Consider the following 23,466-nt stretch of genomic DNA (forward strand, 5'->3'; position numbering starts at 1 on the left):
CGATCAACCGATCACTGACCAGCAAGGAGCGCGAAACGTGAGTGCGAACCGGGTACGTGTCGTCGTCACCGGGCTTGGCGCGACGACGCCCGTCGGTGGAGACGTCACCTCGACCTGGTCGGCGCTCCTCGCCGGTCGGTCGGGCGTCAAGACCCTGGAGACCGACTGGGTCGACACCGTCCCCGTGAAGTTCGCGGGGACGGCCGCGGTCGATCCCACCGAGGTGCTGCCGCGGCCCGAGGCCCGGCGGCTCGACCGCAGCGAGCAGTTCGCGCTGGTCGCGGCCCGCGAGGCATGGAAGGACGCCGGCGCCCCCGAGGTGGCGCCCGAGCGGCTGGGCGTCGTGGTCTCCAGCGGCATCGGCGGCATCAACACCACGCTGTCGGCCTACGACACCTACCGCGAGCGCGGCTGGAACCGGCTGTCGCCGTTCACCGTGCCGATGCTCATGCCCAACGGCCCGGCCGCCTGGGTCGGGCTCGACCTGGGCGCCCAGGCCGGCGTGCACGCCACGGTGTCGGCCTGCGCGTCCGGCGCCGAGGCCATCGGCTACGCGCTCGACATGATCAGGGCCGGCCGTGCCGACGTGGTCGTGGCGGGCGGCACCGAGGCCGCCATCCACGGGCTCAACATGGCCGCCTTCGCCGCCGCGCGGGCCATGTCGACCCGCAACGACGACCCCGAGGGCGCCTCCCGCCCGTGGGACCGCGCTCGTGACGGCTTCGTGCTGGGCGAGGGCGCGGGCATCGTCGTGCTGGAGTCGGAGGAGTTCGCCAAGGCGCGCGGCGCGCGCATCTACGCCTACTGCGCGGGCGTCGGCTACTCCGCCGACGCGCACCACATCACCCAGCCGGAGCCCGAGGGCCGCGGCCAGATCATGGCGATGACGATGGCGCTCACCGACGCCGACATCTCCGGCAACGACGTCAAGCACGTCAACGCCCACGCCACCTCGACCCCGGCAGGCGACGTCGGCGAGGTGCAGGCCATCGCCAAGGCCATCGGCAGCCACCCGCTCGTCACCTCCACCAAGTCCATGACGGGACACCTGCTCGGCGGAGCCGGCGGCATCGAGTCGGTCTTCACCATCAAGGCCCTGCACGAGCGGATCGTCCCGCGCACGATCAACATCGACGACCTCGACGACGGCATCGAGGTCGACCTCGTCCACGAGGCGAACCGCGCGCTGCCTGAGGGCGACATCGCCGCGGTCAACAACTCGTTCGGGTTCGGCGGTCACAACGTGGCCGTCGTCTTTAAGGGGGCTTAAATGACCGTGCTCGACAACCGGGTGGTGAGCGAGGGCTCCGATCAGGAGCCCGCTGATCCCCGCGATCCCGTCGTCCGCCTGACCGCGCTGCTCGACGAGGGCTCGCTGCGGCTGATCACTCCGGAGGACAAGAGCGGCGCGCTGGCCGCCACGGGCCGCGTCGAGGGCGTTCCCGTCGTCGCGTTCTGCAGCGACGCCCGCGTCCAGGGCGGCGCCATGAGCGGCGAGGGCTGCGAGCACATCGTGCACGCCTACGACGTCGCCGTACGCGAGCGGGTGCCGATCATCGGCATCTGGCACTCCGGCGGCGCCCGCCTCACCGAGGGCGTCGAGTCGCTCCACGCGGTCGGCCGGGTCTTCGCCGCCATGACCAAGGCGTCCGGCGTCGTGCCGCAGATCTCCGTGGTGGTCGGCCCCGCCGCCGGCGGCGCCGCCTACGGTCCCGCGCTCACCGACCTCGTCATCCTGGCCGACACCGGCCGCATCTTCGTCACCGGCCCCGACGTCGTCCGCAGCGTCACCGGCGAGAACGTCGACGCCGCCGCGCTCGGCGGGCCCGAGCCGCACGCCAAGCGCAGCGGCGTGGCCCACATCGTCACCAAGACCGAGACCGACGCCTTCGTCAAGGCGCGCCGGCTCGCCACGCTGCTCGGCCACCAGGGCCGCATCCGCCTCGGCGAGATCGGCGAGGTCGACTTCTCGTCCCTGCTGCCCGACTCCGCGCGCCGCGCCTACGACGTCAAGCCGCTGGTCAACGGCCTGCTCGACGAGCCCGGCCTGGAGCTGCACCCCAAGTGGGCGCCCAACATCGTCACCTCGCTCGGCCGCATGGGCGGGCGCACGGTCGGCGTGATCGCCAACAACCCGATGCGGCTCGGCGGCTGCCTCGACGCGACCTCCGCCGAGAAGGCCGCCCGGTTCGTCCGCATGTGCGATGCGTTCGGCGTGCCGCTGGTCGTGCTGGTGGACGTGCCCGGCTACCTGCCCGGCGTCGGCCAGGAGCACGACGGCGTGGTCCGGCGCGGAGCCAAGCTGCTGCACGCCTTCGCCGAGGCGTCGGTGCCGCGGGTCACGCTGATCACCAGGAAGGCGTACGGCGGGGCGTACATCGCGATGAACTCCCGCGCGCTGGGCGCCACCAAGGTCTTCGCCTGGCCGACCACCGAGGTGGCGGTCATGGGCGAGGTGGCCGCGGTGCGCGTGCTCAAGCGCCGCGAGCTCGCCGCGGTCCCCGAGGAGGAGCGGGCCGAGCTGGAGCAGCGCCTGGCCGAAGAGCACAAGCAGCTCGCCGGCGGGCTGGTCAGGGCCCAGGAGCTGGGCGTCATCGACGAGGTGATCAAGCCCGCCGAGACGCGCGGCGCGATCGCCAAGGTGCTCTCCCAGGCCACCCCGGCCAGGGGCGCCCACGGCAACATCCCGCTGTAGGACCGCCCCAGGGCGCGGCTGTGCAGCCGCTAGAGCGATACGAACGAGGCCCCGCACCGTCTTTCGGTGCGGGGCCTCGTTCGTCTTTCACAGGCGCTCTCTACGAGCAGCAGGCGCTCTTCAGACTGATCAGGGCTCTACACGTGTCAAAGGCGTTCGTCACGCGCGTCAGGCGGCGGGACGGGCGCACGGGGAGCCTCCCTCGCACCCCGGCGGCCTCGTCCCCGGCGATCACACGGCCGCGTGCAGCCACCTGACGGGCGCGCCGTCCCCGGCGTACCGGAACGGCTCCAGCTCCTCATCCCACGGCCGGCCCAGCAGCTTGTCCAGCTCGTCTTCAAGCACGCACCGCCCCTGCGCGGCCATCATCATCGCGGTGCGCAGCCGGTCTTCGGGGATCATGATGTCGCCGTTCGCGCCGATCACGGCCGTGAACGGGCCGAGCGACGGCGTGTAGGCATGGCGGGAGCCGTCGACCCCGGGTGAGGCATCCTCGGTGATCTCGAACCTGAGACGCTGCCAGCCCATGAGGGAGGAGGCTATGGCCGCCGCGATGCCAGGCCGTCCCTCCCACTCCGCCTGGGCCCGCACGACATTGGGCGCGGCGGGCTGCGGAGTCCACGTCAGGTCTACGGGCACGCCAAGGACACCCGCGACTGCCCATTCGATGTGAGGGCACAGCGCGGGCTGAGCCGAGTGGACGTAAAGAACGCCACGAGCAGACACCGGACCTCCCGTTCGGTACGAGGTGCGCCTTCCCCAACGGCCTCGTCCCGGGATGATCACAAGTGACTAGGGAGAGACTACCGTCGGTCGCTGATCGGCACCAGAGGGGGGCCATACCAAGTTGGTGCTGAAGTGGCGGGTGACAGGTCGCCTCCCAAGGAAAGATACCGGCTCATGGACATCCAATCAGTCGGGGAGGCGTTCGTCCGCCCACGTCAGGTGCTGACCGACCGCACGGCGCTGTCCGCCGCGCGCCGCTGGACCCAGGCGGTCTCCGAGGCCGACGGCGTCTGCGTCGTCCATCTGGCCGACGGCGTCGATCCGTGCGAGCTCACCGCCGAGCTGCGCGACCAGGGCCTGCGGGCCTCTCCCAACCACGTCTTCCGCGGCCAGCCGCTGTTCTTCGGCGGCCCGGCCTCACGGCCCTTCCCCACGCCTCCGATCGGTCACCGGCCGCATCACCGGCCGCGCTCCGACGTCGTCGTGGGGCTGCTCGACACCGGCGTGGCCAAGCACCCGTGGTGGGCGGGCAGCGACTGGTACGCCAGGCTCGGCCCCCAGGAGGCCGACGCCATGGAGGGCCAGCAGGCGGGGCACGGCACGTTCATCGCCGGACTTCTGACCCGGCGGGCCCCGGGCGTGTCGCTGCGCGTGCACCGGGTGCTCGACGGCGACGGCGTGACCGACGAGGCGACCGTCGTACGCGCCCTGCACCGCATGCGCGAGCGGCCGCCCCACGTGCTCAACCTGTCGTTCGGCGGCTACACCTTCGACGGCCGGCCGCCGCCCCTGCTGTCGGACGCCATCGCCGAGCTCGCCGCCACGCCGACCGGCACGGTGACCGTGGCCTGCGCCGGCAACACCGCCTCCGACCACCCGTTCTGGCCCGCGGCGCTGCCCTTCGTGGTCGGCGTGGCCGCCGTGGACGCCTCCCAGCAGTGCCGGGCCCCCTACTCCGGCTACGGCACGTGGGTGGACGCCTGCGCCCGGGGCGACTGGCTGACGAGCAGTTACCTGCACACCGGCGACTTCGAGGGGTACGCGGCGTGGAGCGGCACGTCGTTCGCCACGGCGCTGGTGGCCGGAGCCATCGCCGACGCCGCCAGGAACGAACCCGCACGGCAGTGGATCGACAGGCTCCTCGACTCCGAGGCGACCCCGCAAATTCAGGATCTGGGAGTCCTCTTCCCGGCGAGTCTGTAGAGTTTACGCTCAGTCCCCGGACCATCACGGGGAGGCATGATCGCCTCCCCTGGCCGGGCGGAAGGAGGCCGTATGCGGGATCTGCGTGATCCAGCGGAGCTGCTCGCGGCCGCGGCCAAGGGCGACCGGGCCGCATGGGACGAGCTCGAAGCGAGGTACGGGCCGCGCATGTGGGCGGTGGCCCGCGCCTGCGGCCTGAGCCCGGTCGACGCCGCCGACGCGGTCCAGGGCGCCTGGCTCCGCCTGCTGCAGCATCTGCACGACATCAGGGAACCGGCGAGCGTGGGCGGCTGGCTCGTGACCACCGTTCGTCGCGAGGCCCTTGCCATGCAGCGCAAGGAGCCGCCCCTCGTCTCCGTGACCGATCCGGTCGACGAGCCCGACCCGGCCGCCGCCGTGCTGGAGGCCGACGGGCGGCGCCGGCTCTGGAAGACGGTCTCCACACTGCAAGAACCCTGCCGCTCGATCCTGGAACTTGTCGCGTACGAGGTCGGCAACCAGCAGGTGGCGTCACGGCTCGGGCTGCCCGACGGCAGCATCGGGCCCACCAAGGCACGCTGCCTGGAGAAACTGCGCACTCTGCTCTCACTACAGGAGACAGCGCAATGATCAACGACGAGTACTTCCTGGCGGCCCTCCGGCTGGCCGCCGGGAACGACCCGATCCCGGGTCACGTCTCCGCCGCCGCACGTGACGCCTATCGGCTTCGGGTCCCGATGGCCGTGACCGCCGCCCACACCGAGTCCGCCACGATCCGCAGCGTGCGCGACAACGACAGCTCCCATCTGGTGCGGTTCATCGCCGCCGGCCTCACGTTCGATTTGGAGGTGACGGAGGGCGACGGGCTCATCGACGTCGCCGGTCACATCTCCCCCTATCCCGGCGAAGGCGCGCTCGTCGACGTACGGTCGCCGCACCTGACCCTGACCCGGCGCATCGCCCCCACCGGCCACTTCGTCGCCACGGGCCTGCCGCCCGGGTGGCTGAGCGTGGTGTGCCACAGGCCGGGGCACCCACCCGTACAGACCACGTGGGTGCGCATCCGCCCCTGACCGATACCGACCACGTGAGTGCGCACCCACCCCTGACCCGACACCGGCCACGGGGGTGCGCACCCACCCCTGACCCGGCCGGGAGTCCGCGCGTTGCTCCCGGCCGTCTCCTCCTCCGAGGCCGGTTATGAGCGCAGCGACGGACCAGCAGGTCACGAGGGGCGTCCATCCGCTCGTCCAGGCGGCGGAGTCCGCGCTGATGCGTTCGCTGGTCGAACCCGACCGCGCGCTGCGAGTCGCCGGCGCCATCAGGGAGGCCGCCAGGCGTGACGGGTGCCCCGAGGCCGAAACCGTGGCGCTGCGGTCGATGGCGCTGGCCGCGCGCGAGCTGGGCGACCTGGAGAGCGCCGAGCACCACCTGCTGGAGGCCATCGCCCTGCCGGACGCTCCGCCCGGGCGGGTCGCGCAGGCGCGGCTGTCGCTGGTGACCGTACGCACCGAGCGTGGCCATCCGCTCCAGGCGCTGCGCGTGGCCGCCCTGGCCTGGGCTCATCTGTCGCCGATCGACCGCGCCAAGCTCGACACGCAGCGCGCGGTCGCGCTCGCCCGGCTGGGGCGTCACCAGGAGGCCATCTCGTCCTGCGACCGTGCGATACGGGCCCTCGCGGAGGCGCCGGGCACCATGGACGACCGCAGGTTCCTGGCCGGCGGGCTGCTCAACCGAGGGCTCATCCACTCGTACCGGGGCGACTGGGACGCGGCGCTACGCGACCTCACGGACTGCCTGCGCATCGCCAAGGAGGCCGGGCTGCGGCACCTCGCCCGGCTGTCCGCCGCCAACCTGCCTTTTCTCTCCGTACGTCGCGGCGACCTCGCCGCCGCCTTCAAGCACTACCACGAGGCCGAGGACGCCCTCTTCGGCTTTCCCGAACGGCTGGCCACGATGCGGGCCGACTTCGCCGATGCCCTCCTGGCCGTGAACCAGCCGGGCGAGGCCAGGGCGATGCTGGACCTGGCCGTACCCGACCTGGAGGCGTCCGGGGCGCTGGTGGCGCTGGCCGAGGCGCGGCTGAAGCTCGCCCAGGTGGAACTGCTCACCGGCGACCCGCACCGGGCCCTGCAGGTGGCCGAGCAGGCCGCCGCCGAGCTCGCGGCGCAGCAGCGTACGACGTGGCTGCCGCTGGCCAGGGAGGTGGTGCTGCGCTCACGGCTGGCGCTCGGTCCCGTCACCCGCGAGCTGCTGACCGAGCTGGCCGAGTGCGCCGGAGAGCTGGAGGAGTGCGACGCTCACGTGGCCGTCGCGGCGGCACTGCGGCTGGTCGCGGCCGAGACGGCGCTCTCCTTGGACGACCGCCGCACGGCCTTGGACCAGCTCACCCACCTCACCAGGGCGGCAGAACAGCCTGCTGGACGGCCCGATGAGCGGGTCGGGGAGCGGGCGCCGGACTCCGAGGCGGCGCGGGCCGGACGACCGGTGCGGGCCGCGTTGATCCCGGGAACGGTGCGCCAGCACGCGCTCGCGCTCAAGTCGGCGCTCCTGGACGACCCCGCCGGAGCCTTCACCGCCGTCCGCGACGGGCTGGCCGAGGTGAGCGGGCGCGTGGAGGGCTTCGACGACCCGTCGCTGCGCGCGCACGCGGCCAGGTCGGGCGAGCGGCTGGCGGCGTTCGGGCTGGAGCTGGCCGTACGGGAGGGCAGCGCGAGCACCGTGTTCGAGTGGGCCGAACGCTGGCGGGCCGTCGCCTCGCCCGCCCACGCGAGCGCGCTCCCCGACCCCGAACGCGTACGGGCGGAGCTGGGAGGCAGCGCCCTGGTCGAGTATGTGGCCGACCGCGGCGCACTGCTCGCCGTCATGATCACCGAGCGGCACCTGCTGCTGCGGCGGGTCGGCGACCTTCAGGAGATCAGCGAGGCGATCCTGCGCCTGCGGTACGCCCTGCGCCGCCCCACCCAGCGCCACGACACCGACGCGGCCGCCGTCGCCCTCGAAGAGCTCGTCCTGCGGCCCCTGCTGGCCGACCTCGATGATCGACCGCTGGTGATCGTGCCGGTGGCCGGCCTGCACAAGCTCCCCTGGGGCGCGCTCCCCGCCCTCCGCGAACGCCCGGTGAGCGTGGCGGCCGGCACCGCCGCCTGGCTGCGGGCGCGTGCCAACGCCGACGCTGCTGCTCGCCGGCCCGGGAGCCCGCCCGTGGTGGTGGCCGCGGCGGGCCCGGAGCTGGAGCACGCTCGTACCGAGGTGGCCCACGTCGTGCGCTGCCACCCCGGTGGACGGCTCACAGAGGGGCGGGTGGGGCCGGTGCGGGAGGCGCTGTCCACGGCCGACGTCGTGCACCTGGCGGCGCACGGGACGTTCCACGCGCGCACCCCGCTGGGGTCGGGCATCACGCTGGAGGACGGCGCGCTCATGGCGTACGACCTGCTGGAACTGCCCCGGACGCCCGGGCTGGTGGTGCTGTCGGCGTGCAACTCCGGGATGTCGCGGACGCCCATGGAGGGCGCGCCGCTCGGGCTGCCGGGGACGTTCCTGGCGAAGGGCTCGTCGTGCGTGATCGCCGGCATGGTGCCGATAGGCGACGAGGAGGCACGGGCGGTGATGAGCACCTTCCACGAGCTCGTGGCGGCCGGGCAGGCACCCGACGCGGCGCTGGCGTGTGCGGCGGCCAAGACCGGCGAGGTGGGCTTCACCTGCTTCGGCGCAGGCGACTTCCCGCTCTACTGAGCCCGGACGCCTGAGCCGAGGTCGCCCAGCCCCGGCCACCTGAGCCGAGTCACCCGACCCTGGCCGCTTGACCCCGGGGCGCCCTGGCGCAGGCGCTGCCGGTCAGCCGGTGGCGACGGGGCGGGACGGGTCGCTGACCCAGTCGGACCAGGAGCCGACGTACAGCGCCGCCGGCAGGCCCGCGATCTCCATCGCCAGCACCTCATGTGCGGCCGTCACGCCGGAGCCGCAGTACGCGCCCGCCCGCGTCCCCTCGCCGACGCCCAGCCCGGCGAACCTCGACCGCAGCTCATCGGGCGCCAGGAAGCGCCCGTCGGGGCCGACGTTGTCGGTGGTCGGGGCGCTGACCGCACCGGGGACGTGCCCGGCCACGGGATCGACGGGCTCCACCTCGCCGCGGTAGCGCTCGGCGGCGCGGGCGTCCAGCAGCACGCCGCGCCCGGCCAGCTCGCCCGCCTCGTCGGCCGACAGCATCGGCATGCCGCCCGGCCTGGCGGTGAAGTCGCCCTCGACGGGTGCGGGCACCTCCTTGGTGACGGGGTGACCGGCCGCGATCCAGGCGGGCAGGCCGCCGTCGAGCACGCGGACGTCCTGGTGGCCGAAGTAGCGCAGCGTCCACCAGGCGCGGGCGGCGGTCGTGGCGGCCGCGTCGTCGTACACGACGACAGGGCGGCCGTCGAAGACGCCGAGCCGCCGCATCGCGCTCTGGAACGCCTCCGCACTGGGCAGCGGGTGTCGCCCGCCCGTGCCGGGCGGGCCGGCCAGGTCGGTGTCGAGGTCGCAGTAGACGGCGCCCGGGATGTGGCCCTCGCGGTAGGACTCGATGCCGGGCGGCCCGCCGAGCCGCCAGCGCACGTCGAGCACGGTGACCCCGCCACGATCGGCGAGCTCCGCGAGCGCGGCGGGTGTGATGAGCGGGCTGGTCACGGGCGTACCTCCAGAAGCGGGACGTGCTGTTCTGCCGCCGTCAGCGAGCCGTGGTAACCGACGAACTGCGCCTCGACGGGATGCCTGCTGGGAGCGGTGATGGCCAGGTCGGTACGGGGGACGGCCACGACGTCGCCGATGCGGGCGAGCCACGGCTCGCGTACGCGGGGGCCGAACCAGCCCGACTCGACCGCCTCCTCGCGCGACACCACCCACGCCTTGTCGCCCAGCGTCTCCCGCCAGGCGTCGAGCACCTGCCCTGCGGCCCCCGGACGGGTGTAGACGTGGCGTGCCCTGGCCTCGCCGCCCAGCATCGCCACCCCCTCCGCCAGCTCGGGGACGCTCTCCGCATCGATCTTCTCGGTGGCGTTGACCATGCCGTGGTCGGCGGTGACGTAGAGGGCGGAGCCGGGCGGCATGCCTTCGGCCAGGCGGCTCGCCATGGCGTCGACGATCTCGAGCTGCCGCAGCCACTCGTCGCCGCCCCAGCCGTGCATGTGGCCGGCGGCGTCGAGGTCGCCGTAGTAGACGGTGACGTGGGAACGGCGGCGCTCCCGCAGCACGTCGTGGACCCTCGCCACCCTTTCGTCGACCGAGCCGGCCGCCACGTGCCGGACGCCGCGGAAGGTGGCCCGGCTCAGACCGGTGCCCGCCAGCTCGGCGGGGGCGACGTAGACCGGCTCGATGCCCGCTGCGGCGGCGCGCTGGTAGACGGTGGGGGCCGGCTGCCACACCTCGGGGTCGATCGGCTCGTCGCCCGGGAAGGTCCAGCGCAGGCAGTTGAGCATGCTTCCGGTGCCGGGCACGGCCAGCATCATGCCCACCATGCCGTGCTCACCGGGCGTCAGGCCGGTGCCCAGGGTGCACAGGCTGGTGGCGGTGGTGGCGGGGAACCCGGCGCTGAGCGTCCTGGACGTACGGTGCGCCGCCAGGAACGGGGCCCGCTCGGGGTGGGCGTCGAGCAGCTCCGCTCCGAGACCATCGACCAGGAACAGGCACACACGGTCGGCGGCATCGAGGTCGAGCAGGTTAGGCTCTGGCAGCCCGAGCGCGGCCAGCAGGGAACCTGGCAAGTCGGCCAGCGACGCGCCGCCGTATCCGGGCACCAGCATGCCCCTCAGTCTAGCCCCGCCCCGATCGCCCGCCCGGCGCTCCGCGACACCCTCAGCAGGGGCGGCAGAGCAGCGCGAAAAGCCAGGCGAGCGCCCAGGAACTGCACCGCCGAGACTGCGCCGGCCCCACCACACAGACGCAGGGCGGACGACGCCCAGCAGGCGGACGCGGAGACGACCTGACCACCGACGCGACCAACGCTCCCGGGCCAGGGCGGGGGCGGGCGCAGGCGTAGGTCGACGCGAGCACGCGGCGCGGACGACGCTGGTACGGGTCAGGGCGCAGGCAGTGCTCAAGCGCGCAGGCGCGGGTGGAGTCGCCGGTGGCGTTGCCGGGGGCGGCGCGCGACGCGGACAACACCCCGCAGGCCCACCGCGCAAGCACCGGCACGAGCGGCTCTTGACGGACTGGCGTGCGCACGGCACCGACACGGACGACTCGCCGTGGGTGCGGGGGCGTGAAACGGCGCCCGCTCAGCGGGCCGACACGCTCAGCGACCGACACGCTCAGCGCGGCGCGGGCGAGTGCCCGCAAGCCCAGGTGCCGCATGCGTCAGCACGGGTCGGCGCCCGGCGCGAACGGCACTCCACAGTCCCGCCGCACGAACGCCGGCGCTGAGCGCGCTAGGTGCGCGAGCACGTGCACAGCGGAAGCCGCCCACGCGGACACCGCACGCGAGCCCGAGCACGGGACGGCGCGCGGAGACGCGGCGCGGGCGCGGGCCTGATCCGCGCGGCGACACGGCCCAGGAGCGGGCCTGATCCGCGCGGCGACACGGCCCAGGAGCGGGCCTGATCCGCGTGCGGCGACACGGCGCGGGCACGGGTGATCTGCGCGCGGCGCTCGCAGCCGGGTGGGGTGGCGGTTGGCGGGTGAGAGGTGCGCGGGTGGGCGAGGGTCAGGCGGTGGCGCGGGCGGTGGCTTCGGAGAGGGCCTTGGCGAAGGCGAGCACATGGGAGACCGCCTCGGGCCCGTCGGCGGCCTCGCTGACGCGCAGCGACAGGTCGTCGGCGGTGATGGCGCCGGTGTAGCCGTGGTCGGCCTCGCAGTTTTCGTCGCCGCAGGTGGCGGGCTCGAGATCGACGTGAGAGATGGCGCCCCAGCCGATGGTGAGCGTCACCTCCGTGGGAGGGACGCCGGGCACGTAGGAGGCGGGGTCGGGCACCACACGGGTGACCGCGACCGACTGGACGCGGCTCAGCCGCACCGCCTCGGTGGTGGTGGAGGCGTGGGACGCCGAGACCCCCTCCACCGCGGGGTGCTCGTCGGTGTGGCAGACGAGCAGCCGGGTCGCGGTCAGCACCAGCACGGTGACGTGGCGGCGCACCTCCATCGCGGGATCGAAGGTCGCCTCGTGGTGGACCACGAACGCGGTCACGGCCTCCTTGCCCAGCGCGGATTCGACCGCATCGGTGACGAGGTCGGGGTAGTAGCCGCTGCGCTCGATCGCGTCGCGCAGGCCCGCGGCTGAGACTCGGGTTTCCCTCATGGCTCCATCCTGCCAGGGACGGGCAGTGCACTCACCCGCCGGATATAACGCTCTATAACGTCTTTTGCCGGGTCATCAGCGGGCACTCGGCCCCTCCCCCTTCGCTCAGGGCTGACGCACCCCCGTCAGCGCCCACAGGCCCGGTCACGACAGCCGGCGCGGGCCGCCGTCGAGCCGCGGCCCCGCCGGGGTGCGCAGGGTCGCGCGGGCGCTGAGGATCACCACCGCCGACTCCCCCACGAGCACCTGGTCGAGGTCGAGCCTGGCCACCTCGGGCAGATCGTGGGAGAGCCGCCCGACGCGTACGAGAAGGTCCTCCAGGGCGTCCACCGCGACGGGCGGGTAGCCGTACTGGCCGAAGAGCAGCGGCGCGGCGCGTACGGACCGGATCAGGTCGGAGGCGTCCTCGCGGGTGAGCGGCGCGAGGCGGAAGCTCTGGTCGGCCAGCAGCCGCGCGGTCACCTCGCCCAGCCCGAACGACACCACCGGCCCGAACGCCGGGTCCTCGATCACCCCGACCACGGTCGGCACGGCGGGCTGCGGCGCCATCCGCTGCACGGCCAGCTCCGCGTGCTCGCGCACCAGCTCGGCGTAGGCGTGGCGGACCATCTCGGGGCCGGTCAGCCCGAGGCGTACGGTGCCCGCCCGCCGCGAGGCCGCGGGGTCGGCCGCCTTGACCACCACCGGCCAGCCGAGCCGTTCGGCCGCGGCCACCGCCTCGTCGGGCGAGCGGACGACCTCGGCGGGCCAGACCTCAACGCCGTAGCAGGACAGCAGCTCGGCCGCGTCGATCTCGACGGGCGGCCCCGGCTGGGCGAACCCGCCAGGCGGGGTCTCGGGCGCGGTGCCCGCCAGCGTCTCGCGGACCAGCGTCCGCGCCCGCTGGGTGTCGATGCCGGTCAGCTCGGGCGGCGGGGCCACCGGCTGGGCGCGGCGGCGGGCGTAGCGGACGACGTGGGCGAGTGCGCGTACGGCCTCCTCGGGGGCGGCGTACGACGGGATGGACCCGCGTGCGGGCCCTTCGTCCCCGGGGACGCGCAGCGCCGGGTGCATGCCGAGATGCCCCTCGAACGTGGCGAGCACCGGCTTGCCGGAGCCCTTCGAGACGCGCAGCAGCTCGGCGGCCACCGCGTCGGTGTCGCCCGGGATCGGCGGCATGTAGATGACGACGGCGGCGTCCACCTCGCCGGAGGCCAGCTCGCCGGCGAGCGCGGCCCCGTACTCGCCGGGCCCCGCGGCCGGGCCGAGGTTGACGGGCTCTCGGGGTTCGAGACCCGCGGACAGGCAGGCGTCGGCGGCGAGCAGGCCGAGCGCGTCGGAGTTGGTGACGAGCGCGACCCGCGGGCCGTCGGGCAGCGGCTGGTACGCCAGCAGCTGCCCCACGTCGAAGAGCTGGATGAGGTCGTCCACCCTGATGAGCCCCGCCTGCTCGAACAGCGAGCTGATCGCCGAGTCGGGCAGCCCCAGCTCGGCGGCCGAGTGGCCGGACGGGGTGCCGCCGCTCTTGACCACCACGACGGGCTTGCGCCGGGAGATGCGCCTGGCCAGCCGGGTGAACTTGCGCGGGTTACCGAGCGACTCCAGGTAGAGCAGGATGACCTCGGTGGAGTCGTCCTCCTCCCAGTACTGCAGCAGGTCGTTGCCCGAGACGTCGGCCCGGTTGCCCGCCGAGACGAACGTCGAGATGCCCATGCCGCGCTGGGCGACCCGCTGGAGCAGCGCGGTGCCGAGCGCGCCCGACTGGCTGAAGAAGCCGACGTTGCCCCGGCCGGGGACGGTGGCGGCGAGCGTGGCGTTGAGCTTGACGGCGGGGTCGGTGTTGGCGATGCCGAGGCAGTTGGGGCCGACGACGCGCAGGCCGTAGGAGCGGGCGATGCGGGCCAGCTCGTCCTGCCTGGCCCTGCCCTCGGGGCCGGTCTCGCCGAAGCCGGACGAGACCACGACCAGGCCGTGCACGCCCTTCTCCGCGCACTCCTTGACGATGTCGATGACGCCTTCGGCGGGCACGGCGACCACGGCGAGATCGACCTTGTCGTCGATGGCGGTCACGCTCGGGTACGCGCGCACGCCCGCCACCGCACGCACCTCGCGGTGGACGGGGTAGACGGGGCCGGTGAAGTCGGCGGCCAGCAGGTTGCGCAGCACGGTCTGGCCGACGCCGCCGGGCTCGCGCGAGGCGCCGATCACCGCGACGGAGCCGGGGGTGAGCAGCCGGGCGATCGAGCGGGACTCGGCGCGGTGCTCGCGGGCGGCGGTGACCTCGGCGGAGGTCTCGGTGGGCGTGAGGTCGAGCGTCATGCGTACGACGCCGTCCTCGAACTGGCTCTGCGCCGTGTAACCGGCCTGGCGCAGCAGCCCCATCATGCGCATGTTGGCGGGCAGCACGTCGGCGATGAAGCGTTCGATGCCGCGCTCGCGTGCGGTGGCCGCCAGGTGTTCGAGCAGCACGGACGCCACTCCCCTGCCCTGGTGGGCGTCCTCGACGAGGAAGGCGACCTCGGCCTCGCCGGGTCCTGTGCGGTCGTAGCGGATGACGGCCACCATCTCGGTGCCGATGGTGGCGATCAGCGCGACCCTGTTGACGTAGTCGACGTTGGTGAAGCGCTCGACCTCGCGGTCGGAGAGCCGGGGGCGCGGGCCGAAGAACCGAAAATAGATCGACTCGTCGGACAGGCGGGAGTAGAACGAACGGAGGCGGTCGGCGTCGGCGGGCTTGATGGGCCGCACGTGCGCGGTGCCTCCGTCGGCAAGGACGACATCGGCCTCCCAGTGGGCCGGATATTGTGCCTCCACAGACACGAGCGTAAACCCGGATCCCACATGTCAAGACGCTGGGGCCCCATTGGGCAACGCTTGTGCATCGACTCCTGCCCGGTAATAGGGGTACGCCCCACGAGCAGCTCGGAAGCTGTTAGTTTTGCGGTGGCGTTTTGCCGTGGCCAGGCTCGATCTGTAGGCAGCAAGGTGGTGACATCATGACGCGGGTCGTCGTGGTGGGCGATCTCATGACCGACGCGGTCGCGCGCGCCCGTTATGCGCTCGCCCGGGCGAGCGACACCCCGGCGATCGTGACGATGCACGGCGGAGGCTCGGGGGCGAACATCTCGTCCTGGCTCGCCGTCGAGGGCGCGGAGGTGGCCTTCATCGGCCGCAGAGGCGCCGACATCACAGGTCGCAACCGCGACATGGAACTCATGGGCTACGGCGTCGACGCCCGGCTCGTCATGGACCCCGAGCGTCCCACCGGCACGTGCGTGGTGCTGGTCACCCACAAGGGCGAGCGCACGATGCTGTCCGACCCCGGCGCCAACGCCGCCCTGTCGCCCGAGGACCTGCCGCGCGACCTGTTCACCCAGGGCTCCCACCTGCACCTGTCGGGCTACACGCTGATCAACGAGGGGTCGCGCGAGGCCGGGCTCGCGGCGCTCGACATGGCACGGCACGCCGGGATGTCGATCTCGGTCGACTGCGCGTCGTCGGCGCCTTTGGAGCGTACGGGAGCCGAGCCGTTCCTCGAGTGGACCAACGGCGCGAAGCTGCTGTTCGCCAACGTCGACCAGGCCAAGGTGCTGACCGGCCGCGACGACGCCGAGGCGGCGGCCAAGGTGCTCACGGCGTGGTTCCCGCAGGTCGTGATCAAGATGGGCGCCGACGGCGCGCTGTGGTTCAGCAACGGCCGCCCCGACCCCGTGCGGGTGGCCGCCGAGCCGGTCGAGAAGGTCGTCGACGGCACGGGGGCCGGTGACGCGTTCTGTGCCGGGTTCCTGCCGCCGTGGCTGGAGGGCAAGCCCCCGGCCGAGGCGCTGGCCTCGGGTTGCAGGCTGGCGTCCAAGGCGATCCTGCACCTGGGCGCCCGCCCGCCGTTCTGATCGGCCGGCCCTTCGAGCCGGGCCCGCCGTTTCTGCCCGGCGGCCCGCCCGAGCCTGGCCCGCCGTTTCGCTCCGGCGGCCCTTCGAGCCCCTGGCCCGCCGTTCCAGCCCTCAGGCCGTTCTCAAAGGAAGCCCTTCCTCAGCTGGTCACGGCGAGCGCCAGCGGCAGCACCGCGGGCGCGCCCGCGTGGCGCACCTGAGCCGCGGCCAGCGTCATGGTCCAGCCGGTGTCGACACGATCGTCCACCAGCAGCACGGGCCCGCCGCACCGCCCGATCGCGGCGCTGAGATCCTTCGGCATGGCGAGGGTGGCCCTGACCGCCTGCACCCGCTGCGCGCTGTTGTACTGCCGCCCCGGCGAGCCCGCGCGGTAGCCCAGCTCCCCCAGATAGGCCAGCCGCCCCACCTGCGCGAGGCGCTCGGCCAGCCCGCGCACGAGCTTCGGCCGGCTCGCCGACGGCACGTTGACCACCGCGACGGGCCGCTCCTTCCACTCCCACGCCGACAGCACCTTGACCACGGCGGCGAACACGTCGTCGGGCACGGGGGCGTCGTCGCCGGCGAGCAGCTCGCGCAGCCGGTTGCCCCAGCCGATGTCGGTGAGCCGCCCGAGCGCCCTGCCGGGCTCGGCGCCCAGCTCGGGCTTGATGCGCCCGGACAGGTCGGGCATGCCGGTGGGCCACTGCCTGCGGGCCTCGATCTCGACGCCCGGCCTGGTAAGGCGTTCGCGCGCGGTCTCGACGGCCTGTGCGGCGATCTCGGTGGAGCGGTGGCTGCCGGTGCAGTTGTCGCAGCGGCCGCAGGGCGTGGCGGTGTCGTCGTCGAGGTGACGGCGCAGGAACTGCTCGCGGCACTCGGTGGTGGTGAGGTAGGCCAGCATGGCCTCCTGCTCGGCGCGGCGCTCCGCCGCGATGCGGGAGTAGCGCTCGGTGTCGTACTCCCACGGCGCGCCGGTGGCCTCCCAGCCGCCCTTGACCCGGCGTACGGCGCCTTCGACGTCGAGCACCTTGAGCATCATCTCCAGCCGGCCCCGGCTGAGATCGACCGCGGACTCCAGGGCCTGGGTGGACATGACGCCGCGCTCTTCGAGCGTCTTGAGCGTGGTACGGACGAGGGGCTCGGGCGGGAAGGCCAGCGAGGCGAAGTACGCCCAGATCTCGCGGTCTTCGGCGCCGGGCAGCAGGATGACCTCGGCCCGCTCGACGCCGCGCCCGGCCCTGCCGACCTGCTGGTAGTAGGCGACCGGCGACTGCGGCGCGCCGACGTGGACCACGAAGCCGAGGTCGGGCTTGTCGAAGCCCATGCCGAGCGCGCTCGTGGCGACCAGCGCCTTGATCTTGTTGCCGAGCAGCGCCTCCTCGGCGGCCAGGCGCTCGGACGGCTCGGTCTGGCCGGAGTAGGCGGCCACCTCGAAGCCCTGGTCGCGCAGGTAGCCGGCGATCTCGTGGGCGGCGGCCACGGTGAGGGTGTAGACGATGCCGGAGCCGGGCAGCTCACGCAGCGTCTGGGCGAGCCAGGCCAGCCGCTGCTCGGCGGTGGGCAGGCGGACGACGCTCAGGTGGAGGCTGTCGCGCTCGAGCGGGCCGCGCAGGACGAGCGTGTCGTCGTCTTCGCCGCGCAGCTCGGGCGGCAGGCGCAGCTGCTCGGCGACGTCGCGGGTGACGCGGGCGTTGGCCGTGGCGGTGGTGGCCAGCACGGGGATGCCGGGCGGGAGCTGCGCGAACAGCGTGGACAGCCGGCGATAGTCGGGCCGGAAGTCGTGTCCCCAGTCGGAGATGCAGTGGGCCTCGTCGACCACGACGAGCCCGGCGCTCTCGGCCAGCTCAGGCAGGACGTTGTCGCGGAAGTCGGGGTTGTTGAGCCGCTCGGGGCTGACCAGCAGCACGTCGACCATGCCGTCGGCGACCTGGCCGTAGATCTCCTCCCACGCCTCGGGATTGGCGGAGTTGATCGTCACGGCTCTGATGCCGGCGCGCTCTGCGGCGGCGATCTGGTTGCGCATGAGCGCGAGCAGCGGCGAGACGATCACGGTGGGGCCCTCGCCCAGCTCGCGCAGCAGCGCGGTGGCCACGAAGTAGACGGCCGACTTGCCCCAGCCGGTGCGCTGCACGACGAGCACCCTGCGGCGGTCGAGCACCAGGGCCTTGATGGCGGCCCACTGGTCGTCACGCAGCCTGGCGTGCTCGCCGGCCAGGGCCTGCAGCCGCTCTTCGGCCTCTTCCCGCAGCATCGCGGCGTCGGGGGCATCAATCATGCCTCCCTTGTTACCAGCTCCGGGCGACGGAATTCGCCGATCCCGCCCCCGGACGCGGCTCACGCCGGGTCGGCGTGCTCGGGGAAGGCGTTGATCGTGACGCGGTGCATGCGGCGGCGCTCGATGGAGTCGGCGACGGCGTGGTGCTGGGTGGAGCGGATGTCCCAGAAGGCCGGCCTGCCCGGCGCCGGCGCAGCCCGCACTGGAACCCGGGCGCGCCGATGTGCTCGGTCACGGGATGGAACTCGATCATGACGCCTTCCGGAGACGGATGCGGATCCCTCGCACCGAACGCAAGACCAAGCAATTGATCGGCCAAAGGAGCGCGCGCCGATCGAACAAGTCTGCGATAACTCGTACGGATCGAGTAGGATCGGAGCCTCGGCATGATGGTCGACGCCATCTTCTCCCCGGGCACCCCAAGCGTGAGCGACACCATGGATACGCCACAGACGACCTGGCTCGTGCGATCATCTGCCATAGGCGAAGACGTCCCCACCCCTTCCGGCCGCGTGGCCGCGCCGGCCCGCCGCCCGCGCGCGGCGCCGGGAGACGGGCCGCATCGCCGCCTCGCACGCCGATCTGACGCTTCTCCAGCGAGCTGACGGCTACGGTTAGAGCACAAGAACAGAAGGAGGATGCGCTTCCCCTCGGCGCGACGGCCGAGGCAGCCGCGCAGCATACGATGGCCCGACGCACGACAGCACCCCCGCCCGAGGACTTCGAGGAGCGGATCGTCGACATCGACGTCTCCTCTGAAATGCGCAGGAGCTATCTCGAGTACGCCTACTCGGTGATCTACCAGCGGGCGCTGCCCGACGCTCGCGACGGCCTCAAGCCGGTCCAGCGGCGCATCCTCTACTCGATGAACGAGATGGGCCTGCGGCCCGACCGCGGCCACGTGAAGTCCTCGCGCGTCGTCGGCGACGTCATGGGCAAGCTGCACCCCCACGGCGACAGCGCGATCTACGACGCCCTGGTCCGCCTGGCCCAGCCGTTCTCGATGCGCCTGCCGCTCATCGACGGCCACGGCAACTTCGGCTCGCCCGACGACCTGCCGGCCGCCATGCGTTACACCGAGGCGAGGCTGGCCCCCGCGGCGATGCTGATGGTCGAGTCGATCGACGAGGAGACGGTCGACTTCAAGCCCAACTACGACGGCCAGGAGACCGAGCCGGTCGTGCTGCCGTCGGCCTTCCCCAACCTGCTGGTCAACGGCACCAGCGGCATCGCGGTCGGCATGGCCACCAACATGGCGCCGCACAACCTCGGCGAGGTCGTCGCCGCCGCCCGCCACCTGATCAAGAAGCCCGACGCGACGCTCGACGAGCTGATGAAGTTCGTGCCGGGGCCCGACCTGCCGACCGGCGGCCAGATCATCGGCCTGCAGGGCGTGCGCGACGCGTACGAGACCGGGCGCGGCACGTTCCGCATGCGGGCCAAGTGCTCCATCGAGCAGATCACGCCGCGGCGCAAGGGCATCGTCGTCACCGAGCTGCCGTACAACGTGGGCCCCGAGCGCGTGGTCGCCAAGATCAAGGAGCTGGTGACCAGCAAGAAGCTGCAGGGCATCGCCGACCTGAAGGACCTCACCGACCGCCACAAGGGCCTGCGGCTGGTCATCGAGATCAAGAACGGCTTCATCCCCGAGGCGGTGCTCGAAGAGCTCTACCGCCTCACGCCGATGGAGGAGACGTTCGGCATCAACAACGTCGCGCTGGTCGACGACGAGCCCCGCACGCTCGGGCTGCGCGAGCTGCTGCAAGTCTACGTCGACCACCGGCTCGACGTCGTGCGCCGCCGCTCGGAGTTCCGCCGGCGCAAGCGCGAGGAGCGCCTGCACCTGGTCGACGGCCTCATCATCGCGCTGCTCAACATCGACGAGGTCATCCAGGTCATCCGGTCCAGCGACGACTCCTCCCAGGCGCGCACCCGCCTGATGGAGGTCTTCGACCTCACCGAGATCCAGGCGTCCTACATCCTCGACACGCCGCTGCGCCGCCTGACCCGCTACGACAAGCTGGAGCTGGAGCGGGAGAAGGAGACGCTGACCGACGAGATCGCCAAGCTCAACGAGATCCTCTCCTCCGAGACCAAGCTGCGCCAGGTGGTCTCCAGCGAGCTGGCCGACGTCGCGAAGAAGTACGGCACGCCGCGCCGCACGGAGCTGCTGGAGTCGCCGGGCGTGACCCGCGCCCCGGTGACGGAGCTGCAGGTCGCCGACGACCCATGCCTGGCGCTGCTGTCCTCGACCGGCCTGCTGGCCCGCACCGCCGACGCCTCGCCGCTGCCCGGCGACGGCCAGCGGTCGGCCCACGACGTGCTGGTCAGCGTGGTGCGCACATCCGTACGCGGCGAGGTCGGCGTCATCACCTCACACGGCCGGTTGATCCGCATCCAGGTGGTCGATCTGCCCACGCTGCCGTCGTCGGACGACCCGCCGTCGCTGTCGGGCGGGCATCCGGTCTCCGAGTACGTCTCCCTTGAGCCCGACGAGAAGGTGGTCGGGCTGGGCTCGCTCGATCCCGAGAGTCCCGGCCTGGCGCTCGGCACCGCCCAAGGCGTGGTCAAGCGCGTGGTGCCGGACTATCCGGCCAACCGCGACGACTTCGAAGTGATCACGCTGAAGGAGGGCGACCGCGTCGTGGGCGCGGTCGAGCTGGTGTCGGAGTCGCACGACCTGGTGTTCATCACCTCCAACGCGCAGCTGCTGCGCTACCCAGCCTCGCTCGTACGTCCCCAGGGCAGGCCCGCGGGCGGCATGGCCGGCATCCGGCTCGACGAGGGCGCGCGGGTGATCTGGTTCGGCTCCGTCGATCCTCAGCGTCCGGCCCATGTGGTCACCATCGCCGGGTCCTCCACGGCGCTGCCCGGCACCCAGGTGGGCGGCGGCAAGGTCTCCGACTACGCCGAGTTCCCGCCCAAGGGCCGCGCCACCGGCGGCGTCCGCGCCCAGCGGTTCCTCAAGGGCGAAGACGTGCTGCTGCTCGCCTGGGCGGGCCCGGCCCCGGCCAAGGCGGTCTCCGCGGTGGGCAAGCCGGTGCCGCTGCCCGGCGAGCTGGGCCGCCGCGACGGCTCCGGCGTACGCCTGACCCACACCATCGGCGCCATCGGCGGCGCGCTGGCCTCCAGCCCCGAGGCCCTGCCGGGCGGCTCTGACTCGGCCACCGAGCAGACATCGTCCGCCTCCGACGAGGAGTAACGGCGGGCGGGGACGCTCCGGCGTCCCCCGCGCCCGTCTCACTCCGGCCCGGTCGTCGATGAGCCGTACGCGGTGCCGCCGTCGCCGACCTGATCGCCGCGGCCCGCGACCGGCCGGCGCGCGGCGACGTCGCGTCCAAGGCGGCGGCACTCGCGCTCACCCCGGCCCTGTCCTGCCGCCACTGGAACGCTGACGGCTCCGTCCGCGACCGGCGTACGGTGCTCGGCGCGCCGGCGGCCGCCGCGACGCTGCTTGACCGGTCGAAGAGCGATGCGTACGAGGTGGACGACGCCGTGGCGTCGGTCGCCCGCGACGTGGCGCGGCAGGCCGGCAAGCGCCCCGGCCTGCAGGCGCTCGCCGACCATGAGGTGGCCGCAGGGAACGTCCGTAAGGCGGTGGACCTGCTGGTCCAGGCGACCCGCTGACGCTCGGAGGCTCCGGGCTCTGGCCTTCGGGCTGCGCGCTGGGAGTCGGGGCTGACCTCTCGCGATGTGCGGAGGTCAGCCCCTCATCCCGGGCCGGGAGCAGTCCCCATCGCCCGGCCCGGGCTCGTACGCCCCGCGTCAGTCGGTTGCTGAATCGACGCAGAGGCAGAACGGGTGGCCCGCCGGGTCGAGGAACACGCGGAAGGAGTCGTCCTCGCTCGGCTGGTGCTCGTGCTTGCGCGCCCCGAGCGCGAGCACCTGGCGTTCGGCCTCGTCCATGTCGGTGACCGTCACGTCGATGTGCATCTGCTGCGGGCGCGAGCCGCCCGGCCAGTCGGGCGGCCGGTGGTCGGGGGCGAGCTGGAACGCCAGCCGGAAAGGCGACCCGCCGTCGGTGACCACCACCCATTCGTCGTCCGCCGAGGTGATCGGCCAGCCCAGCAGCCGGGAGTAGAACTCCGCCAGCCCCCTAGGGTCGGGGCAATCGAGCACGGTGGTCCTGAACGCGGCGATCCCGCCCATCACTGTCCCGCCTCTCCATGATGACAATGGACGTCATGGCTGCTAACTCGTTCATGGTTCCACTCGGCACTCCCGCGCCCGCCTTCGACCTGACCGCCATCGACGGCGGCAGCGTCTCGCTGAAGGACCTCGAAGGCTCGCCCGCCACGCTCGTCGCCTTCCTGTCGAACCACTGCCCGTACGTGCGGCGCATCGAAGACGGCATCGGCGCGCTGGCCAAGGACTACGGCGCGCGGTTGTCGATGGTCGCCATCTGCAGCAACGACAGTGTGAATTACCCGGATGACGATCCCACACACCTCGCCGAGCAGGCGCGGCGTGCGGGGTTCACGTTCCCGTACCTGCTGGACGAGACCCAGGAGGTGGCCAAGGCGTACCGCGCCGCCTGCACCCCTGACTTCTTCCTGTACGACGGCGACCTGCGGCTCGTCTACCGGGGCGAGTTCGACGGCGCGCGGCCCGGGAATAAGGAGCCGGTGACCGGCGCGTCGCTGCGGGCCGCCATCGACGCCGTGCTGGAGGGCAAGCCGGTGCCGCAGGAGCAGAACCCGTCGATCGGCTGCGGCATCAAGTGGAAGCCGGGCAACGAGCCTGCCTGAGCCCTTCGTCCGGCACCGCCTCGGCAGCCTCGCAAGACCCGTTCGGCGCGGTTCGGCCGGGCGCTGTCGCGGCCGGTGCGTCACGGCACCGGCGTCCACCACGCCGGCATGCGTAGCGCCGCCTGGCCCCCGGTGCGGCCGCCGAGGCGGTCCGGCATGCTCAGCGCCGCCGGGCCCCGGTGCGGCCGCCGAGGCGGTCCAGCATGCGCCCCGGTGCGGCCGCCGAGGCGGTCCGGCGTGCGCGCAACCGGCGAGCCCGGCGGTCCGGCGTGCGCGCAACCGGCGAGCCCGGCGGCCCGGCTAGGAAGCGGCGGCGGCGATGGCGGCGGGCAGAGCAAGGAGCAGATCGTGCGGCTCCCCGCCCTCCCAGTGCCGGATCAGCTTGGTGCCGGCCTCCCCGGATCGAACTCCTCGCACCCCAGCGGACCGAAGCAACCGGCCTGGTCGAGCATCTGTATGAGCGGGTCGTCGTCAGGCAGGGTGGCCGCGTAGGCGGCGGCGTCGAGGAGCGCGAGCGCGCACCTGGCGTTCCGCCCCTCATCCCTGGACTCCACGCGGTCGAGGCGACGCCGGGCTTGAGCACGGAGGTACTCGGCGAGCGATTCTGACCTACTCACGACAAACCTTCTTCGGTGACGTACGTACGGCTACGACATCATCACTCGAAGTGAGGCTCTTTCGTGGGACGTTTGCCAAGTACGGCCAGTCGGGCCCCCGCGAACATCACT

General features: G+C 72.9%; 19 protein-coding genes. 10 read left to right on the forward strand and 9 right to left on the reverse strand.

What is annotated here, in order from left to right; genetic code table 11:
• Positions 1 to 37 precede the first annotated feature (37 nt).
• On the forward strand, positions 38 to 1,270 hold the full coding sequence (fabF, locus tag ACFMQL_RS03965) for a beta-ketoacyl-ACP synthase II (protein ID WP_364066903.1): 1,233 nt from the start codon (positions 38 to 40) through the stop codon (positions 1,268 to 1,270).
• Positions 1,271 to 2,695 (forward strand): carboxyl transferase domain-containing protein, encoded by a 1,425-nt coding sequence (locus tag ACFMQL_RS03970; protein WP_364066905.1) that lies wholly within the window; start codon positions 1,271 to 1,273, stop codon positions 2,693 to 2,695.
• Between the two features lie 231 nt (positions 2,696 to 2,926).
• Here ACFMQL_RS03970 and ACFMQL_RS03975 read toward each other — a convergent pair whose 3' ends face one another.
• Complete coding sequence (locus tag ACFMQL_RS03975) at positions 2,927 to 3,421, reverse strand: DUF3145 domain-containing protein (protein ID WP_364066907.1); 495 nt, start codon at positions 3,419 to 3,421, stop codon at positions 2,927 to 2,929.
• Positions 3,422 to 3,595: 174 nt separating this feature from the next.
• On the opposite strand from ACFMQL_RS03975, the gene ACFMQL_RS03980 reads away from it, so the two are divergent.
• The 4 genes from ACFMQL_RS03980 to ACFMQL_RS03995 all read left to right on the forward strand — a co-directional run bounded on the left by ACFMQL_RS03980 (position 3,596) and on the right by ACFMQL_RS03995 (position 8,338).
• On the forward strand, positions 3,596 to 4,624 hold the full coding sequence (locus tag ACFMQL_RS03980; protein ID WP_364066909.1) for a S8/S53 family peptidase: 1,029 nt from the start codon (positions 3,596 to 3,598) through the stop codon (positions 4,622 to 4,624).
• 72 nt (positions 4,625 to 4,696) lie between these two features.
• The gene (locus tag ACFMQL_RS03985) at positions 4,697 to 5,233 is read left to right on the forward strand and encodes a sigma-70 family RNA polymerase sigma factor (RefSeq protein WP_364066910.1); all 537 of its coding nucleotides are present in this window, start codon (positions 4,697 to 4,699) and stop codon (positions 5,231 to 5,233) included.
• Complete coding sequence (locus ACFMQL_RS03990) at positions 5,230 to 5,676, forward strand: hypothetical protein (RefSeq protein ID WP_364066912.1); 447 nt, start codon at positions 5,230 to 5,232, stop codon at positions 5,674 to 5,676. Before ACFMQL_RS03985 ends, ACFMQL_RS03990 begins: the two co-directional genes overlap by 4 nt.
• A gap of 127 nt (positions 5,677 to 5,803) precedes the next feature.
• Entirely contained in the window at positions 5,804 to 8,338 is a 2,535-nt protein-coding gene (locus tag ACFMQL_RS03995) for a CHAT domain-containing protein (RefSeq protein ID WP_378784611.1), read from the forward strand.
• Positions 8,339 to 8,440: 102 nt separating this feature from the next.
• Here ACFMQL_RS03995 and ACFMQL_RS04000 read toward each other — a convergent pair whose 3' ends face one another.
• From ACFMQL_RS04000 to ACFMQL_RS04015, 4 genes are all read right to left on the reverse strand, one after another.
• Positions 8,441 to 9,265, reverse strand: coding sequence for a sulfurtransferase (locus ACFMQL_RS04000; RefSeq protein WP_364066916.1), 825 nt, complete (start codon positions 9,263 to 9,265; stop codon positions 8,441 to 8,443).
• On the reverse strand, positions 9,262 to 10,377 hold the full coding sequence (locus ACFMQL_RS04005) for a nucleotide pyrophosphatase/phosphodiesterase family protein (protein WP_364066918.1): 1,116 nt from the start codon (positions 10,375 to 10,377) through the stop codon (positions 9,262 to 9,264). The genes ACFMQL_RS04000 and ACFMQL_RS04005 overlap by 4 nt, the downstream gene beginning before the upstream one ends.
• Positions 10,378 to 11,276: 899 nt before the next feature.
• Positions 11,277 to 11,867 carry a DUF5998 family protein gene (locus ACFMQL_RS04010; protein WP_364066920.1) on the reverse strand — a complete coding sequence of 197 codons (591 nt, stop codon included), beginning with the start codon at positions 11,865 to 11,867 and terminating at the stop codon, positions 11,277 to 11,279.
• Between the two features lie 144 nt (positions 11,868 to 12,011).
• On the reverse strand, positions 12,012 to 14,660 hold the full coding sequence (locus tag ACFMQL_RS04015; protein WP_364066922.1) for a GNAT family N-acetyltransferase: 2,649 nt from the start codon (positions 14,658 to 14,660) through the stop codon (positions 12,012 to 12,014).
• A 182-nt stretch (positions 14,661 to 14,842) separates the two neighbouring features.
• On the opposite strand from ACFMQL_RS04015, the gene ACFMQL_RS04020 reads away from it, so the two are divergent.
• Positions 14,843 to 15,736 (forward strand): sugar kinase, encoded by an 894-nt coding sequence (locus tag ACFMQL_RS04020; protein WP_364066923.1) that lies wholly within the window; start codon positions 14,843 to 14,845, stop codon positions 15,734 to 15,736.
• Between the two features lie 139 nt (positions 15,737 to 15,875).
• Here ACFMQL_RS04020 and ACFMQL_RS04025 read toward each other — a convergent pair whose 3' ends face one another.
• Together ACFMQL_RS04025 and ACFMQL_RS04030 are read right to left on the reverse strand one after the other, a co-directional pair.
• The gene (locus tag ACFMQL_RS04025) at positions 15,876 to 17,990 is read right to left on the reverse strand and encodes a RecQ family ATP-dependent DNA helicase (protein WP_364066925.1); all 2,115 of its coding nucleotides are present in this window, start codon (positions 17,988 to 17,990) and stop codon (positions 15,876 to 15,878) included.
• Positions 17,991 to 18,049: 59 nt separating this feature from the next.
• Positions 18,050 to 18,193 (reverse strand): hypothetical protein, encoded by a 144-nt coding sequence (locus tag ACFMQL_RS04030; RefSeq protein WP_378784613.1) that lies wholly within the window; start codon positions 18,191 to 18,193, stop codon positions 18,050 to 18,052.
• A gap of 482 nt (positions 18,194 to 18,675) precedes the next feature.
• Between ACFMQL_RS04030 and ACFMQL_RS04035 the strand changes: the two genes are divergently transcribed.
• Both ACFMQL_RS04035 and ACFMQL_RS04040 read left to right on the forward strand, forming a co-directional pair.
• The gene (locus ACFMQL_RS04035; RefSeq protein ID WP_378784614.1) at positions 18,676 to 21,192 is read left to right on the forward strand and encodes a DNA topoisomerase (ATP-hydrolyzing) subunit A; all 2,517 of its coding nucleotides are present in this window, start codon (positions 18,676 to 18,678) and stop codon (positions 21,190 to 21,192) included.
• 218 nt (positions 21,193 to 21,410) lie between these two features.
• Positions 21,411 to 21,617, forward strand: coding sequence for a hypothetical protein (locus ACFMQL_RS04040; protein WP_378784615.1), 207 nt, complete (start codon positions 21,411 to 21,413; stop codon positions 21,615 to 21,617).
• A 138-nt stretch (positions 21,618 to 21,755) separates the two neighbouring features.
• On the opposite strand, the gene ACFMQL_RS04045 is transcribed toward ACFMQL_RS04040, so the two are convergent.
• A complete protein-coding gene (locus tag ACFMQL_RS04045) occupies positions 21,756 to 22,139 on the reverse strand; it encodes a VOC family protein (protein ID WP_364066932.1) in 384 nt (127 codons plus the stop codon).
• Positions 22,140 to 22,174: 35 nt separating this feature from the next.
• On the opposite strand from ACFMQL_RS04045, the gene ACFMQL_RS04050 reads away from it, so the two are divergent.
• Positions 22,175 to 22,738, forward strand: a complete 564-nt coding sequence (locus ACFMQL_RS04050) for a thioredoxin family protein (protein WP_364066934.1) — start codon at positions 22,175 to 22,177, stop codon at positions 22,736 to 22,738.
• Between the two features lie 377 nt (positions 22,739 to 23,115).
• Here ACFMQL_RS04050 and ACFMQL_RS04055 read toward each other — a convergent pair whose 3' ends face one another.
• Positions 23,116 to 23,355, reverse strand: a complete 240-nt coding sequence (locus ACFMQL_RS04055; RefSeq protein ID WP_378784618.1) for a hypothetical protein — start codon at positions 23,353 to 23,355, stop codon at positions 23,116 to 23,118.
• Between the last annotated feature and the right edge of the window lie 111 nt (positions 23,356 to 23,466).

The organism is Nonomuraea fastidiosa (assembly GCF_042751225.1).
GTDB classification, from domain to species: Bacteria; Actinomycetota; Actinomycetes; order Streptosporangiales; family Streptosporangiaceae; genus Nonomuraea; species Nonomuraea fastidiosa.